17 protein-coding genes and 1 tRNA gene are annotated in these 15,350 nt (G+C 60.2%); 12 read left to right on the plus strand and 6 right to left on the minus strand.

Features of this window, described 5'->3' with window-relative positions; genetic code table 11:
* The first annotated feature begins 28 nt into the window (after positions 1-28).
* The 6 genes from ACQZ40_RS06290 (at position 29) to rplI (ending at position 3,846) form a co-directional block, all read left to right on the plus strand.
* Positions 29-1,072: an aldo/keto reductase gene (locus tag ACQZ40_RS06290; protein WP_448747591.1), complete on the plus strand. Its 1,044-nt coding sequence runs from the start codon at positions 29-31 to the stop codon at positions 1,070-1,072.
* Between the two features lie 292 nt (positions 1,073-1,364).
* Positions 1,365-1,826, plus strand: coding sequence for a 30S ribosomal protein S6 (gene rpsF, locus ACQZ40_RS06295; RefSeq protein WP_003520723.1), 462 nt, complete (start codon positions 1,365-1,367; stop codon positions 1,824-1,826).
* A gap of 16 nt (positions 1,827-1,842) precedes the next feature.
* Positions 1,843-2,091 (plus strand): 30S ribosomal protein S18, encoded by a 249-nt coding sequence (gene rpsR / locus ACQZ40_RS06300; protein ID WP_003502063.1) that lies wholly within the window; start codon positions 1,843-1,845, stop codon positions 2,089-2,091.
* Between the two features lie 10 nt (positions 2,092-2,101).
* Positions 2,102-2,194, plus strand: a tRNA-Arg gene (locus ACQZ40_RS06305).
* A gap of 87 nt (positions 2,195-2,281) precedes the next feature.
* Positions 2,282-3,256, plus strand: coding sequence for a DUF2232 domain-containing protein (locus ACQZ40_RS06310; RefSeq protein ID WP_065654091.1), 975 nt, complete (start codon positions 2,282-2,284; stop codon positions 3,254-3,256).
* A gap of 14 nt (positions 3,257-3,270) precedes the next feature.
* On the plus strand, positions 3,271-3,846 hold the full coding sequence (rplI, locus tag ACQZ40_RS06315) for a 50S ribosomal protein L9 (RefSeq protein ID WP_003520720.1): 576 nt from the start codon (positions 3,271-3,273) through the stop codon (positions 3,844-3,846).
* Between the two features lie 259 nt (positions 3,847-4,105).
* Here the strand turns inward: rplI and ACQZ40_RS06320 are convergent, their stop codons facing one another.
* The 3 genes from ACQZ40_RS06320 to ACQZ40_RS06330 are packed head-to-tail and all read right to left on the minus strand — an operon-like array spanning position 4,106 to position 7,390.
* Positions 4,106-5,173 (minus strand): HlyD family secretion protein, encoded by a 1,068-nt coding sequence (locus ACQZ40_RS06320; protein WP_174035856.1) that lies wholly within the window; start codon positions 5,171-5,173, stop codon positions 4,106-4,108.
* 19 nt (positions 5,174-5,192) lie between these two features.
* A complete protein-coding gene (locus ACQZ40_RS06325) occupies positions 5,193-6,938 on the minus strand; it encodes an MFS transporter (RefSeq protein ID WP_448747592.1) in 1,746 nt (581 codons plus the stop codon).
* Positions 6,935-7,390 (minus strand): MarR family winged helix-turn-helix transcriptional regulator, encoded by a 456-nt coding sequence (locus ACQZ40_RS06330; RefSeq protein ID WP_065654093.1) that lies wholly within the window; start codon positions 7,388-7,390, stop codon positions 6,935-6,937. Before ACQZ40_RS06330 ends, ACQZ40_RS06325 begins: the two co-directional genes overlap by 4 nt.
* 312 nt (positions 7,391-7,702) lie before the next feature.
* Here ACQZ40_RS06330 and ACQZ40_RS06335 point away from each other — a divergent pair, with 312 nt between their 5' ends.
* Positions 7,703-9,199 carry a replicative DNA helicase gene (locus ACQZ40_RS06335; protein WP_003520716.1) on the plus strand — a complete coding sequence of 499 codons (1,497 nt, stop codon included), beginning with the start codon at positions 7,703-7,705 and terminating at the stop codon, positions 9,197-9,199.
* Positions 9,200-9,298: 99 nt separating this feature from the next.
* Here the strand turns inward: ACQZ40_RS06335 and ACQZ40_RS06340 are convergent, their stop codons facing one another.
* The 3 genes from ACQZ40_RS06340 to ACQZ40_RS06350 all read right to left on the minus strand — a co-directional run bounded on the left by ACQZ40_RS06340 (position 9,299) and on the right by ACQZ40_RS06350 (position 11,298).
* A complete protein-coding gene (locus ACQZ40_RS06340) occupies positions 9,299-9,601 on the minus strand; it encodes an AzlD family protein (RefSeq protein ID WP_003520714.1) in 303 nt (100 codons plus the stop codon).
* Complete coding sequence (locus tag ACQZ40_RS06345) at positions 9,598-10,302, minus strand: AzlC family ABC transporter permease (protein WP_448747593.1); 705 nt, start codon at positions 10,300-10,302, stop codon at positions 9,598-9,600. The genes ACQZ40_RS06340 and ACQZ40_RS06345 overlap by 4 nt, the downstream gene beginning before the upstream one ends.
* A 138-nt stretch (positions 10,303-10,440) precedes the next feature.
* Positions 10,441-11,298, minus strand: coding sequence for an AraC family transcriptional regulator (locus tag ACQZ40_RS06350; protein ID WP_448747594.1), 858 nt, complete (start codon positions 11,296-11,298; stop codon positions 10,441-10,443).
* Positions 11,299-11,384: 86 nt separating this feature from the next.
* On the opposite strand from ACQZ40_RS06350, the gene alr reads away from it, so the two are divergent.
* From alr to ACQZ40_RS06375, 5 genes are all read left to right on the plus strand, one after another.
* Positions 11,385-12,560, plus strand: coding sequence for an alanine racemase (gene alr, locus ACQZ40_RS06355; protein WP_448747595.1), 1,176 nt, complete (start codon positions 11,385-11,387; stop codon positions 12,558-12,560).
* Positions 12,561-12,625: 65 nt separating this feature from the next.
* A complete protein-coding gene (locus tag ACQZ40_RS06360; protein ID WP_065654098.1) occupies positions 12,626-12,937 on the plus strand; it encodes a type II toxin-antitoxin system ParD family antitoxin in 312 nt (103 codons plus the stop codon).
* Positions 12,894-13,184, plus strand: coding sequence for a type II toxin-antitoxin system RelE/ParE family toxin (locus ACQZ40_RS06365; RefSeq protein WP_142169811.1), 291 nt, complete (start codon positions 12,894-12,896; stop codon positions 13,182-13,184). The genes ACQZ40_RS06360 and ACQZ40_RS06365 overlap by 44 nt, the downstream gene beginning before the upstream one ends.
* Positions 13,185-13,190: 6 nt before the next feature.
* Positions 13,191-14,597 carry a DNA repair protein RadA gene (radA, locus tag ACQZ40_RS06370; protein WP_003520708.1) on the plus strand — a complete coding sequence of 469 codons (1,407 nt, stop codon included), beginning with the start codon at positions 13,191-13,193 and terminating at the stop codon, positions 14,595-14,597.
* Between the two features lie 89 nt (positions 14,598-14,686).
* Entirely contained in the window at positions 14,687-15,274 is a 588-nt protein-coding gene (locus ACQZ40_RS06375; protein ID WP_035261832.1) for a CvpA family protein, read from the plus strand.
* Positions 15,275-15,350 lie beyond the last annotated feature (76 nt).

Consider the following 15,350-nt stretch of genomic DNA (forward strand, 5'->3'; position numbering starts at 1 on the left):
CTATCTGGCCAAGCACCGGGACATTTCCATGAAACAGAGACTATTGGGCCGCACGGATATTTCCGTGTCTGAAATCTGCCTCGGCACGATGACGTGGGGCACGCAGAACACCGAAGCCGACGCGCATGCGCAGATGGATTACGCCGTCGAAAACGGCGTCAATTTCTTCGATACGGCAGAACTTTACCCCACCACCCCCGTTTCCGCCGAGACCCAGGGCCGAACGGAAGACTATATCGGCACATGGTTCGAAAAGACCGGCAAGCGAGATCAGGTCGTGCTCGCCACCAAGGTCGCTGGCTCAGGACGCGATTATATTCGCGGCGGCCGCGATATCGACGCCGCCGCCATCCGCGAGGCGGTGGATACCAGCCTCAAGCGCCTGAAGACGGACTATATCGACCTCTACCAGATTCACTGGCCAAATCGCGGCACCTATCATTTCCGCGGCGTCTGGAGCTTCGACGCCTCCGGCCAGGAAAAGCAGCGCACGCTCGCCGAAATCACCGAAAAGCTCGAAACGCTCGGCGAACTGGTGAAGGCCGGCAAGATCCGCGCCATCGGCCTTTCCAACGAGAGCGCCTGGGGCACGCAGAAATATATCGACATCGCCGAGGCCAACGGCCTGCCGCGCGTCGCCACGATCCAGAACGAATATAACCTGCTCTACCGCAGTTTCGATCTCGACATGGCGGAAGTCGCCCATCACGAGGATGTCGGCCTGCTCGCCTATTCGCCGCTGGCGGCCGGTCTTCTGACCGGCAAATACCAGAACGGCGCGCGCCCGGCGGGATCGCGCGGAACCATCAACAAGGATCTAGGTGGCCGCCTGCAGCCGCTCCAGGAAGCGCCAGTCAAGGCCTATCTGGAGCTTGCCGCGCAGCATGGAATCGATCCGGCAAAGCTCGCCATAGCCTTCTGCCTGACACGTCCGTTCATGGCCTCGGCCATCATCGGCGCGACGACGATGGAACAGTTGAAGGTGGATATTGCGGCTGCGGATGTGACGCTGTCGGAAGAGGTACTAAAAGGGATTGCGGCGATCCATCGCCAATATCCGATGGCGATCTGACGGCTTTACAGCGCGCTTTTTCACCGCTTGCCCTTGCATTCCGGGCAAAATTGCGTATAAGCGCGCTGTTCACAACATCCGGTCCAATTGGCTGGTGGCTGAACGGAGGGCTGGTTCCGGTAACGGAACAGCAGGAACCATAAGGTTTTTCCGGCCTCCCGTGTCTCCGCTCTCGACCGTCTCGAACAACGCTTTTCTTGCTTTAAGGCCTTACCGCCTTACCCAAGAGCAGTCGTTGAGGCTTAGCGCCGTTGCCGGGTGAAGGACGAAACGCAAGAAAGGCAAAGCTTAAATGGCTCTTTACGAACACATCTTCCTTGCCCGGCAGGATATTTCTGCCCAGCAGGTCGACGCACTTGTCGAGCAGTACAAGGGCGTTATCGAATCGTTCGGCGGCAAAGTCGGACGCATCGAGAACTGGGGTCTGAAGTCCCTCACCTACCGCATCAAGAAGAACCGCAAGGCTCACTACGCTCTCATGGACATCGACGCTCCGGCGGCCGCCATCCATGAAGTCGAGCGCCAGATGCGCATCAACGAAGACGTTCTTCGCTACATGACCATCGCCGTCGAAGCCCACGAAGAAGGCCCGTCCGCAATGATGCAGAAGCGCGACCGTGATGACCGTCCGCGCCGCGATGGCGACCGTCCGGACCGTGGCCCGCGTGAAGATCGTGGCCCGCGCGCACCGCGCGAAGGTGGCTTCGGCGACCGCGAAGACCGTCCGCGCCGTCCGCGCGAAGACCGTGCATAAGAAGGAGTTTTGACCAATGGCTGACGCATCCTCTTCCCAGGCACGCCGCCCGTTCCACCGCCGTCGCAAGACGTGCCCCTTCTCCGGCGCAAACGCTCCGAAGATCGACTACAAGGACGTACGTCTGCTGCAGCGCTACATTTCCGAGCGCGGCAAGATCGTTCCGTCCCGCATCACGGCCGTTTCCCAGAAGAAGCAGCGCGAACTCGCCCAGGCGATCAAGCGCGCCCGTTTCCTCGGCCTGCTGCCCTACGTCGTAGCGTAATGAATTGAAGCGAGGCTGCGTCTTGGCGCGGCCTCGCTTTTTCCTCCCGAAGCTACTGCCTTCTAAGCAGTAGGTTGAAGGTTTCCAAATCCTTCCGCGTTGGGCGCGGATCGATACCATAAAACCCATGTTGGGGATGAGGCTCCAGGGAGCGATCCTCTAACTGCTTTCGTTTCAGCAGGACAGCGAAGTGCAAAAGTTGAACCAGACAGTGCTGATCACCGGCGTTCTCGCCGGCATATGCGCCGCGTTTTTGACGCTTGGCGCAACGGCACAGTCGTCCTTTTCCTTCCTGCTCTATGCCGGTTCCGCCATGCCGATCCTGATCGCAGGCATGGGCTGGGGCAATCGCGCCGCCATCGTCGCTATCATCACCACGGCCATCATCGGCGCTCTCGTCATGTCGCCGCTGTTTGCGCTGACCATCGCGATCTTCACGCTGATCCCGGCGGGCTGGCTTTCGCATCTCGCCAATCTGGCACGCCCGGCCTCCGAACTCGGCGGCCCGGACGATCTTCTCGCCTGGTATCCGCTCTCCGGCATCGTCCTGCACCTGTGCATTCTGGTCTCCATCGCTGTCGTCATTCTCGGCTGGATGATCGGTTACGGCCCCGATCTGGTCGCCCGCATGGTCGATATCATGATGACCTCGGTGCAGAACCGCGAACCGCTGTTCGAACCCAATGCCGAGGCGCTCGCCCAGACGAAATCGCTGCTGGTGCTGATGCTGCCGATCGTGCAGGGCGGCCTGTGGGTCATCCTTCTGTTTGCGGCCTATTATTTCGCGACCCGGGTGGTCGGCTCCTTCGGCAAGGGCCTTCGCCCGCGTGAGGATATCGCTTCCGCGCTGCGCATGCACCGCAACGCCATCTTCATTTTTCTGGCCGGCATTGTCGCCATGTTCCTCGGCGGCGTCGCGGCCATGGTCGGCGCGGTCATCTGCGGCACCTTCGGCGCGGGCTTTCTGATGGCGGGTTACGCCTCGCTGCACAAGCGCGCCCGCGGCAAGGACTGGCGGCTGCCGGTTCTCATTCTCGCATATCTCTCGGCGGTCTTTGTCTTTCCGCTGTTCATCATTCTCGTGTTCGGCCTGAGCGACGTGCGCAGCACGATCTCTCTTACTCCGACGCGGAAAACCGACAATACGAACGAAACCAAACCATAGAAAGGATCAAGAAGATGGACGTCATTCTTCTCGAACGCATCAACAAGCTCGGCCAGATGGGCGAAACCGTAAAGGTTCGCGACGGCTACGCCCGTAACTTCCTGCTGCCGCAGGGCAAGGCGCTGCGCGCCAACGCTGCCAACAAGGCACGTTTCGAAACCGAGCGCGCAACGCTCGAAGCCCGTAACCTCGAGCGCAAGTCGGAAGCCCAGAAGGTTGCCGAGGCTCTGGAAGGCAAATCCTTCATCGTCGTCCGTTCGGCTGGCGAAACCGGCCAGCTCTACGGCTCTGTCGCCGCTCGCGACGTCGTTGAAATCCTCGGCGCAGAAGGCTTCAACATCGGCCGTAACCAGGTTGAACTGAACACGCCGATCAAGACCATCGGCCTGCACAACGTTACCCTTCACCTGCATGCCGAAGTCGAGCTGCAGGTTGAGCTGAACGTTGCCCGTTCGGCTGAAGAAGCTGAGCGTCAGGCCAAGGGCGAAAGCCTCACCTCCGCTGACGCCATCTACGGCGTTGACGAAGACGCGCTGCGTCCGGAAGACTTCTTCGATCCGGAAGCCGATCGCGACGGCGACGACGAGTAAGATTTGGCTTAACGGTCAAAGGAAAACCCCGGATGGAAACATCCGGGGTTTTTTGTTGGGTTGAATACGCGGAAGAATACCCCCCTCTGCCCTGCCGGGCATCTCCCCCTCAAGGGGGGAGATCGGCAGGAAGCGCTACCACCACTTCATTTGCAAACGTTGAGATGGGCGAGACCTAACCGCGAGTCGATCTCCCCCCTTGAGGGTGAGATGTCCGGCAGGACAGAGGGGGGTGCCTCTCGGAAAACTCCACGCCCGACTACTTCTCCGCCGTCTCCGCTCCCTCAGGCGCCTTGCTCTTATCCACATGCACCACCACCGACATGCCCGGCGAAAGCTCCGCCGCCAGCGGCTGATCCGCATCGATCACGATGCGCACGCCGAGGCGCTGGGCGATCTTTACGAAATTGCCCGTCGCGTTATCCGGCTTGATGACGGCGAATTCTGAGCCGGTGGCGGGCGAGAACCGTTCCACATGGCCGGTAAGCTTGCGGCGATGCAGCGCATCCACGGCGATCGTCACCGGCTGGCCGACCTGCATGCCCGCAAGCTGGGTTTCCTTGAAATTGGCGATGACCCAGACATCATGCGGCACGACGGCCATCAGTTGCGTTCCGGCGGTGACATATTGTCCGGTGCGGACGCCGACTTCGCCGAGCCTGCCATCCACGGGCGCGTGGATTTCGGTATTGGCAAGGTCGATCCGGGCAAGCTCGACGGCCGCTTCAGCATTGGCGACGGCCGCCTGCAGCGAGCTGCGGTTGACGATGATGGTTTGCAGATCCTGCCGCGAAACCTCAAGCGCCGCCTTGGCCTGCGAAAGCGACGCCCGCGCCTTTTCGAGGGCGGCATGGGCCTCTTCCTGAAGGCTGGAGGTTCCCGCACCGCTCTTGATCAGGTTATCCTGACGGTCGGATGCGAGCTGCGCCTGTTTCAGCGAGGCCTGCGCGCTGTCGACGGCCGCCTGGCTGGAAAGAATATTGGCATTGGCCGCATTTTCCTGCTGGCGGGAATTATCGAGCGCCGCTTTCTGCGTATCGAGCGTTGCTTCCGCCTGCGCCTGCTTCTGGCGGTAGATGCGGTCGTCGATCTTCGCCAGCAGCGCGCCTTGGCTGACCTCCTGATAATCCTTCACCGGCACGTCCACCACATAGCCGCTCACCTGCGGGCTCATCGTCGTGACATAACCGCGCACGAAGGCGTTGTCGGTCATTTCGACGGTGGAAAGGAACGGCGGCAGCCGCCAGGCGTAAAGCACCAGCGCCACGCCGGCGAGACCGCCGAGCAGCACGAGAATGGAAACGGGGGTAAAAAACTTCTTCAGCATTTTGTCACTCTTGGAATGTTCAAGACTGTGGTGCCGGTGCGGCATCGATTTCTTCCCGGAAAAGGAAAGGACGGATGCGCAGCCATGCAAGGTGGATCAAAAGCGCGGCCAGCGCCAGCGCAGAGACGACGGAGATCAGCAGGAACGTATCATTATAGGCAAGCACATAGGCCTCCTTGCTGACCTGCTGGCCAAGCAGCGACAGTCCTTCGGCCTTCAGCAATGCCGGATCGGTGATGACATGGCTGTAAGCGCCGGAAAGCTGCGAGACGCGCTGGGCGACCATCGGATTGGTGAGCAGGATATTTTCCACCAGAATATTGGAGTGGAATTTCTCCCGCAGCGTCACGAAACTGCCGAGCAGGCCGGTCATCAGCATCGATCCGGTGATCTGGGTAAACAGGAAGATGGTGATGAAATTCACCAGATAGGGCGCACCCCGGGCCAGTGCGGCGGCAAAACCCTTTGCCATGACGGGCGGCAGGAACATGGCCGCGCCAAAGGCAATCATCATCTGGCTGAGATACATCTCACCCGGCCTCGTCAGATTGTTGGACTGGCTATCCATGAACGAACCGGCAGCGATCAGCGCCAGCGCAATCACGTGGGCGGTATCGACGTATTTCGTGAGCATCAGCCACGCACAGGCCGCACCGCCGAGAACGGTCGCCAAAAGCACAAGCGCATAAAGTGTCGTCGTCTGTTCGTTCAACAGGCCGAGCTGCTGGTAAAAGCTGACCGCCGTTGAGGATTGCTCGGAGGAAACCGCGCGGTAGACGAGCAGGACCGCAATAATGTGCAGGTTGGTTTTCGAGAAAATCCAGCGCAGGTCGAGCAGCGGGTTCTTGCGCGGCAATTCGATGAAAGCCATGAGGGTCAGAAGTGTGATCGACGTTGCCAGAAGGACGCCCAGCCACCAGGTTTCGAACCACCAGTAGAACCGGCCGAGCGTGAGCATGACCGCCAGACAGCCGAGACCACCTGCAAACAGAAGATAGCTCAGAATATCCATGCGCTCGATAACTTTCGCGCGCGGCGACGGCGTGACTTTCAGCACATAGATCATGGCGAAAGCGATCAGCGCGAATCCCACTTCCATGGAATAGAGCGCATTCCAGCCGTCGATTTCCAAGAGGGATGGCGAGACGATGCGCGCGAGCGGCGCCGACAGCAACGTGCCGGTCAGCGCTATGCTGAAACCGAGCGAGAATTTCCGCGCAGGCGGAAAGGCCTCCAGAATATAGAGAAAGCCGAGCGACGAGATCGGTGCGGCGGCCATGCCACTGACAAAACGGATAACGATTGCCGAATGCAGGTCTGTCACGAACAGGTTGAGACAGGAAGCGACGACAAACACGATAATCGAAACTTCGGCGAAAGGCCGCAGGCCATATTGCGCCCGGACCTTAAACAGCGCGATGGAAAAGGTGGCATAGGGCGCCATATAGGCGGCGGAGAGCCAGGCGACCTCGGCCACGGTGGCGGAAAACTCGCCCTGCAACTGGTAGATATTGGCCATGACGAGGTTCATGCCCAGACCCTGGGTAATGAAGAACGACAGGCCCGCGAAGATGAAACACAGCCGCAGCCATAGCGGCCGCTCGGCCGGCTGAGGTGCGGCGGCGGCAGGCTCTGTCACTGTTTCAGCCGCGCCCGAAGCACTCATCGGCGTCACAGCCTCTTCCGGAAGGTCGGCGGGTTTGGAGACCGCCTCAGCATTTCGGGCAGCGGCCTCATCTGCGGTTTGTGGCACCGGGGTACTCACGACTGCGCCCTCCCCGCCGCCAGATGTTGCAGATTGGCCGAAAGCCGGCGCATGACATCGAGCGCCATGGCCAGTTCCTGCGAAGAAATATCGGCGGCAATCTCGGAGCGCAGCGACTTCGCCATCGCCTGCACCGTCTCGGAGGTTTTCTCCCCTTCCGCCGTCATGTGGATGCGTTTAGCGCGGCGGTCGTTCTCATCGGAACGGCGTTCGATGAGGTTCTGTTTCTCCATGCCATCGAGCACCCGCACCAGCGTCGGCGTTTCGATTTCCATTTCCTCGGCAAGCTCCGTCTGCGTCAGCGGTCCACGACGCGAGAGTGCAAAAAGCGCTCGCGCCCGTGCAAGCGTCAGCCCGCTCTCCCCCACCCGCGCATCGAAAAACGCGCGCAGTTTGCGGGTAAAAGCGGAGACTTCATCCAGAAGCTGTTCCTTGTCGGTCTCGCGGGACATGTCATCAAGCCTTATAATTAGCACACTACTTATTTTCTGCCTATTTATTCGTAAGACTGACGATTTTCAAGTTTCTTTCACGCCGGGTCTGCCATGCGATAAACTCATGGCAGCGAATCACCTTGCCGGAAGGATCCGGCGCCTTGTCCCCAACCCGCCTGTGGATTGCTGGGGACAACTGAAGAAGTGATCGAGCTTCGCAGAGCGGACGTCAGCCTGCCATAGAGTGTTGCAACATTATCATTGACTGCCATGCCCCAGGAAGCCAAACCCGAGGTTCAAGGACAAAGGCAAAGGGAGATCGCGCAAACCATGAACGACGCTGTGAGAAAGATCACCCCCGCGCAACCGGCGGAACCGCATTACCGCGAAGCGCCGAACAACATCGAGGCCGAACAGGCGCTGCTCGGCGCCATCCTCGTCAATAACGACGCCTATTACCGCGTGTCGGACTTTCTGAAGCCCGTGCATCTTTACGAACCGCTGCACCGCAAGATTTTCGAGGTGGCGGGCGATATCATCCGCATGGGCAAAACCGCCAATCCGGTGACGATCAAGACCTTCCTGCCCGCCGACGACAAGATCGGAGATCTGACGGTGGCGCAGTACCTCGCGCGCCTTGCGGCGGAAGCCGTCTCCATCATCAATGCGGAAGATTACGGTCGCGCGATCTACGATCTGGCGCTGCGCCGCGCGCTGATCCAGATCGGCGAGGATGTCGTCAACATCGCCTATGACGCGCCGCTCGACATGCCGCCGCAGGCGCAGATCGAAGACACCGAACGCCGCCTGTTCGAGCTGGCGGAAACCGGCCGTTACGATGGCGGTTTCCAGTCCTTCAACGATGCGGTGGCGCTGGCGATCGACATGGCGGGCGCGGCCTTCGAACGCGACGGCAATCTCTCCGGCATTTCCACCGGCATTCATTCGCTCGACGCCCGCATGGGCGGGTTGCAGCGTTCCGACCTTATCGTGCTTGCCGGTCGTCCGGGTATGGGCAAGACCTCGCTTGCGACCAACATCGCCTACAATATCGCCGCATCCTATGAGCAGGAAGTGCAGCCGGACGGGTCGTACAAGGCTAAGAACGGCGGCGTCGTCGGCTTCTACTCGCTCGAAATGTCGTCCGAACAGCTCGCCACCCGTATCATTTCCGAGCAGACCGAAGTGTCCTCCTCGAAAATCCGCCGCGGTGACATTACCGAGGCTGACTTCGAGAAGCTTGTCGCCTGCTCCCAGATGATGCAGAAGGTCCCGCTTTATATCGACCAGACCGGTGGTATCTCGATTGCCCAGCTTTCCGCCCGCGCCCGCCGCCTGAAGCGCCAGCGCGGCCTTGACGTTCTCGTGGTCGACTACGTTCAGCTTATGACCGGCTCCGGCAAAAGCGGCGAAAACCGCGTGCAGGAAATCACCCAGATCACCACGGGTCTGAAAGCGCTCGGAAAGGAACTCAACGTTCCGATCATCGCGCTGTCACAGCTCTCCCGTGCGGTGGAAAGCCGCGAAGACAAACGCCCGCAGCTTTCCGACCTGCGTGAATCCGGCTCCATCGAGCAGGACGCCGACGTGGTGCTTTTCGTGTTCCGCGAGGAATATTACGTCAAGAACATGGAGCCGCGCGATATTTCCGATCCCAAATATGCCGAATGGGAAGCGCTGTTCGACAAGGTGAAAGGCACGGCCGACGTCATCATCGCCAAGCAGCGTCACGGACCGACCGGCACGGTGAAGCTTGCCTTCCAGTCCGAATTCACCCGCTTTACGGATCTGGCCGATCCGAGCTTCAGCCAGTACGAAGAACATTGATCTGGAGCACAGCGAGGGTGATGTATTTTTGCCCTCGCTGCGCCCGTTGCATTTCGAACGCAGAGTCCGGAATCTTTTCAGGACTTTGGCAGGATTTTTTTACAATCCGATTCCGCGTAGCAGCGCCACGGCGGCAACACCGAGCGTTGCGGCCGGCAGAAGGCTGAGGCGCAGCGCCGCGATGGCGGTGATTGCGCAGGCGATGGTTTCCGCCGGCCCACTGGCGAGCGCCGTCGGTGTCACCACGGCCATCAGGACGGCGGGCGGCACCACGCCGAGCGCCTTTTTCAGGCGTGGCGTCAGTGTAAAATGAGTGACCAGCAACAGGCCGCCAAGGCGCGTCGCGACGGTTGCCGCCATCATGGCAAGGATTGTCAGCAGCGTATTCGGATCGAGTGTCATGCCGGCTGCTCCGCCTGTTCCTCGTGGCCAAAGGCGGCGACGGCCAGACCCGCCAGCGCGCCGGCGGCGATATACCAGGCGCCGGGAACCAGCGCGTGGGTGAGACAGGCGGCAGCGGCGCTTGCCAGAAGCACGAAGCCGGTTTCCCTGCCCTTCCAGAACCCCATGAGCAGCACGATGAAGACCGCGGGAAAGGCGAAATCCAGACCGATGACCGACATGTCCCCCACCACCGAGCCAAGCAGCGCGCCGGCAAGGGTTGCAAGGTTCCAGACGAGATAGATCGAGAGCGCTGCACCGGTGAAGAAACCCACCGTCAACCGTCCGGCAATGACACGAAATTCCGACAATGCCCAGGATTCATCCGTCAGCACCAGCATGGCGGCATATTTGCGCCAGCCCCTGAAATCATCCAGCTTGCCGGCTATGGAGGCGCTCATCAGCACATGGCGCAGATTGACCAGCAGCGCCGCAAAGCCGAGTGCGCTCCAGCTTGCCGGATGCGTCCATAGATCCATCGCCACGAATTGCGAACCGCCGGCAAAGACCAGCAGCGACATTAGCGAGGCTTCGAGCGGTGACAGACCCTTGCCGATGGCGACCGCACCGAACACCACGCCGATGGGCACCATGGCGACCAGCAACGGCGCGGCTGCCCGCAATCCCGCGCTGAATTCCGTGCCTTTTCCCGATATGGACATCGCATTCTCCCTTTCGAAAGAGAGGGATTACGCTTGCGACATTGTTCGGTCTTGAACGAAAGTGATGTCAGGCGGTTTTCTGCTGAAGCGTCGCTTTTTCTTTTGCCGCATTTCCGAACGGAAATGCGGGGTTTGAACTCAGGCTACCCGAAACTGCCCCGGTGTGACACCGGTGCGGGCCTTGAAATGCCGGGTGAAATGCGCCTGGTCGGCAAAACCGCACATCGCTGCCACCTCGGCCGGCATCTCGCCGGCGCGCAGAAGCCGGCGCGCCCTGCGGATGCGCACATCCGTCAGATAGGCATGCGGGGTGATGTGAAACTCTTTCCTGAAAGCGCGAATGAGGTGCGCACGGCTGAGACCAGCGATGGAGGCCAGTTCCTCTAGGCCGATATCGCTCTCGTAATTGTCGGAAAGATAATCGCGGGCGGTATAAACCGCCGTTTTCTCGCGTGTTTCGACGGGCAGGATAATGGCGCTGCCGTGCCTGCCGAACAGGGCGGCGAGAACCGAGAACATGCCCTCATCCGCCTCCAGAGCGCCGGATTTCTCCTCCAGCCGCCGATGCGCCATCTGGAAAGCCGCCGCCATCTGCGGATCGCGGGGCAAAAATCTCGGAAAGGAGGGCGTGCCGTGAAAGGCCCTGCCCGTCACATCCTCGATAATATCGCGCAGCAAGACGATATCGGGATAGATCATCCGATAACGATAACCGCCGCCGCCCGGTGCGCCATCGTGAACCTCGTCCGGATTGATGAGATAAAGATGCCCCGGCCCCGTCTGTTCGGTGGTGCCCTGAATGGTGGAAATCTGCGAACCGCTTTCGATTGCGCCGATCGAGAAGGTATCATGCGCATGCGGCGAATATTCATGCGTCAGAAAAGTCGCGCTCAGGCACTCCATGCCGCCAAAACGCCTGTCGCGCCAGAAACGGGTGGTTTCCGTCGTCGCAATCGGCATGACATCTATGGCCTGTTCCTGCGAAACATTGTGCATAGCGTGAGTTTAAAACATTCCATCCTTACCGTCTTGAACAAAAGTGCTAGGGTCCAAACCGGTTCAAGATCAACCGGACGCATGGCATGACAGACGACTTCGAAGACAGCTTTCCCGAAAACGAAACCGACATTTTCGAGCACGCACCGCTGAGGCTGACCGTCGATCTCGGCGCGCTCGCCGATAATTGGCGGGACATGAAGAAGCGTTCCGGGGGGGCGCGGACGGCGGCGGTGGTCAAGGCCGATGCCTACGGTCTCGGTATCGAGGATTGCGGAGCGACGCTTTACCACGCCGGCGCGCGCGATTTCTTCGTGGCGACGGTGGCAGAGGGCGCGACCCTGCGTTCCTATGCCCCGGAAGCGCGCATCTTCGTGCTTTCCGGCATCTGGCAGGGGCAGGAACGTCAGGTCTTCGACAACGATCTGGTGCCGGTTCTCGCCTCCGAAGAACAGCTCTCCTTCTGGATGGCGACGGTTGCCGAGCGGGGCGATCACCCCTGCGCGCTGCATGTGGATACCGGTTTCAACAGGCTCGGATTGCCGCTCGACGACGCGCTGTTTCTGGCTGACGACGTGACGCGGCCGGCGAGTTTCGACCCGGTTCTGGTGCTGTCGCATCTCGCCTGCGCAGACACCCCGTCTTCGCCAATGAACAGGGTCCAGCTCGAATCATTCCGAAAGGTTAGCGCCGCTTTCGAAGGCATCGAATCAAGTCTCTCGGCTTCCGCCGGGATTTTTCTCGGCTCGGACTATCATTTCGACCTCACCCGCCCCGGCATCGCCCTTTATGGCGGCGAAGCGGTCAACGGCATGGCGAACCCCATGCGTCCCGTCGCCACAGCCGAAGCGAGGATCATCCAGATTCGCGAAGCGGGCGAAGGCCAGACCGTGAGTTATGGCGGCACCTTTCTGCTGAAGCGCGCAAGCCGCCTTGCCATCGCTTCCGTGGGTTATGCGGATGGATATCAGCGTTCGCTTTCCGGTTCCGGCATTCCGCTGCGCGAAATGGGCCACGGCGGCGCCTATGGCGTCGTCAACGGCCACAGGGTGCCGGTGGCCGGCCGCGTGACCATGGACCTCACCATTTTCGACGTGACGGATGTTCCGCCCAATGCCATCCGTGCCGGCGACTATATCGAGCTTTTCGGTCCCAACGTGCCCGTCGACGAGACCGCGCGGGCGGCCGGCACCATCGGTTACGAGATGCTGACGGGGCTTGGCCTGCGTTACGAACGGCAATATCTGATGGCCGACGACTGAGCAGCGCCTTTAGCCCTTGGAAAGCTGCCGTCACCTGTGCTAGAAGAGAACAAAAGGAGATCGAAATGCCCGAAATCCATTTGAGCGAGCAGGACGAGAAGTTCATCGAGGAGCAGGTGGCGGCGGGCGTCTTTAAGGACGCGGATTCGGTCGTCTCAGCGGGTCTGCGTTTGCTGGGCAGCAAGGAAGGCAAGCTTGTAGAGCTTCAACGACTGATTCAGGAAGGGCTTGATGATGTGGAGGCTGGACGGGTTATGGAGTTCTCCAGTGCAGATGATTTTACTGCACACATTATGAAGCTGGCGGAGGAGCAGAATGAAGCGAAGGCGTCTAGTGGTCACCGCACAGGCGCTGAACGATCTTCTGGCCGATCATAATTACATTGCCCAATTCAATCCCGTTGCTGCCAGACGCTTTCTAGACGACATCAACGGCAAAATGATCTCGCTGGCGCGATATGGGATAACGGGCGTACCTCGAAGTTTCGCGCCGAATTTGCGGGCCTTCCCTTATCGTGAGCGATGCATCTATTTCATTGTCGATGATAATAAAATGTATGTGCTGCGCGTGCTTCACGGCCACCAAGACATCTCCGCCGACCATTTCAAACAAGAAGAAAACTGACATAACATGGCCAAAGCCAAGACCCAATTTGTGTGCCAGAACTGCGGCACGGTTCACACCCGCTGGGCGGGAAAATGCGAAGGCTGCGGCGAGTGGAACACCATCGTCGAAGAGGATCCGATGGGTGGCATCGGCTCCGGGCCGGGCAAGACACCCAAGAAGGGTCGGCCTGTCACCCTCACCTCGCTTTCCGGCGAGATCGAGGAAGCGCCGCGCATTCCGACCGGCATCAGCGAACTCGACCGGGCGACCGGCGGCGGTTTCGTGCGCGGTTCGGCGGTTCTGATCGGCGGTGATCCGGGCATCGGCAAATCGACGTTGCTGATGCAGGCCGCAGCGGCTCTTTCGCGGCGCGGGCATCGCATCATCTATGTCTCGGGCGAAGAGGCGGTGGCGCAGGTGCGCCTGCGCGCGCAGCGTCTCGGGGCTGCGGAAACCGATGTGCTGCTGGCGGCGGAAACCAATGTCGAGGATATTCTGGCGACGATATCCGAAGGCAAGCGGCCCGATCTTGTCATCATCGATTCCATTCAGACGCTGTGGAGCGATACGGCCGATTCCGCCCCCGGCACGGTGACGCAGGTGCGCACCGGCGTGCAGGCGATGATCCGTTTCGCCAAGCAGACCGGCGCGACCATGGTGCTCGTCGGCCATGTCACCAAGGAAGGCCAGATTGCCGGTCCGCGCGTGGTCGAGCACATGGTCGATGCCGTGCTTTATTTCGAAGGTGATCGCGGACATCATCATCGCATCCTGCGCACCGTCAAGAATCGCTTCGGGCCGACCGATGAAATCGGTGTTTTCGAAATGTCGGATCGCGGCCTCCGGGAAGTCTCCAACCCCTCCGAACTGTTTCTCGGCGAACGCAACGAAAAGTCGCCGGGTGCTGCGGTTTTTGCCGGCATCGAGGGCACGCGACCCGTGCTTGTCGAGGTGCAGGCGCTGGTCGCTGCCACTTCGCTGGGTACGCCGCGTCGCGCCGTGGTCGGCTGGGACAGTTCACGGCTTGCCATGATTCTGGCCGTGCTGGAGGCCCATTGCGGGGTGAAGCTCGGCCAGCATGATGTCTATCTGAATGTCGCCGGCGGCTACCGCATTTCCGAACCGGCCGCCGATATGGCGATTGCCTCGGCGCTGGTTTCATCGCTTGCCGGTCTTGCCCTGCCCGCCGATTGTGTTTATTTCGGCGAAATCAGCCTGTCGGGCGCGGTTCGGCCGGTTTCGCATACGGGCCAGCGATTGAAAGAAGCTGAAAAACTCGGCTTTTCCGCCGCACTTCTGCCTTCTGCTTCGGCTGAATTGCCGAAAGGCGGCAAAGGGCGCTGGACGGAAATCGAAAGCCTTCCGGACCTCGTGGCCCGCATCGCCGGCTCCGGCAACCGGTTCAAACAGGTTGAGGACGACGAATATTGATCCTTTCGCCAAGGGAAACAGTGGTGTAAGAGGATCGCAAAATTGGCAAGGCAGCGTCTGACAAGGCGTCGCACCTCCGGAGTTGGTATATGCCCATTACAATTTTCGACGGCATCGTCATCGCCGTTGTTCTTTTCTCCGCCCTTCTTGCAATGGTGCGCGGTTTTTCACGCGAGATTCTGTCGATTGCGAGCTGGGGCGGTTCGGTCGCCGCTGCCTATTATCTCTATCCGGTCCTGCTGCCCTATGCGCGCAACTATACCGATGACGACAAGATCGCCATTGCCGGTTCTGCGGGCGTGGTCTTCCTCGTCTCGCTGATCGTGATTTCCTTCATCACCTCGCGCATTGCCGATTTCATCATCGACAGCCGCATCGGCGCTTTGGATCGCACGCTCGGTTTCCTGTTCGGCGCGGCGCGCGGCATTCTGCTGCTTGTCGTCGCAGTCGCCTTCTGGAACTGGCTGGTGGATGTGAAGACGCAGCCGGAATGGGTGACGCAGGCGAAGTCCAAGCCCTTCCTCGACGGGCTGGTGGGCAAGCTGGAGGCGGTTCTGCCTGACGATATCGAACCGCAGATCCGCGCCCGCATCCTCGGAAAACCACAGGAGCCGGCAGCCACTCAGGCGCCTGCGGAAGATGTGCCGGCAACAAATCCGCCGGCAACGAATAATTGACACAGTGTCGCGCCTTGCAATGCATGCAAGGCGCGCTATTTGTGCTAAATATCAAGCACGACACAGACGGACCGAC

The organism is Agrobacterium sp. 16-172Ci, assembly GCF_053522725.1.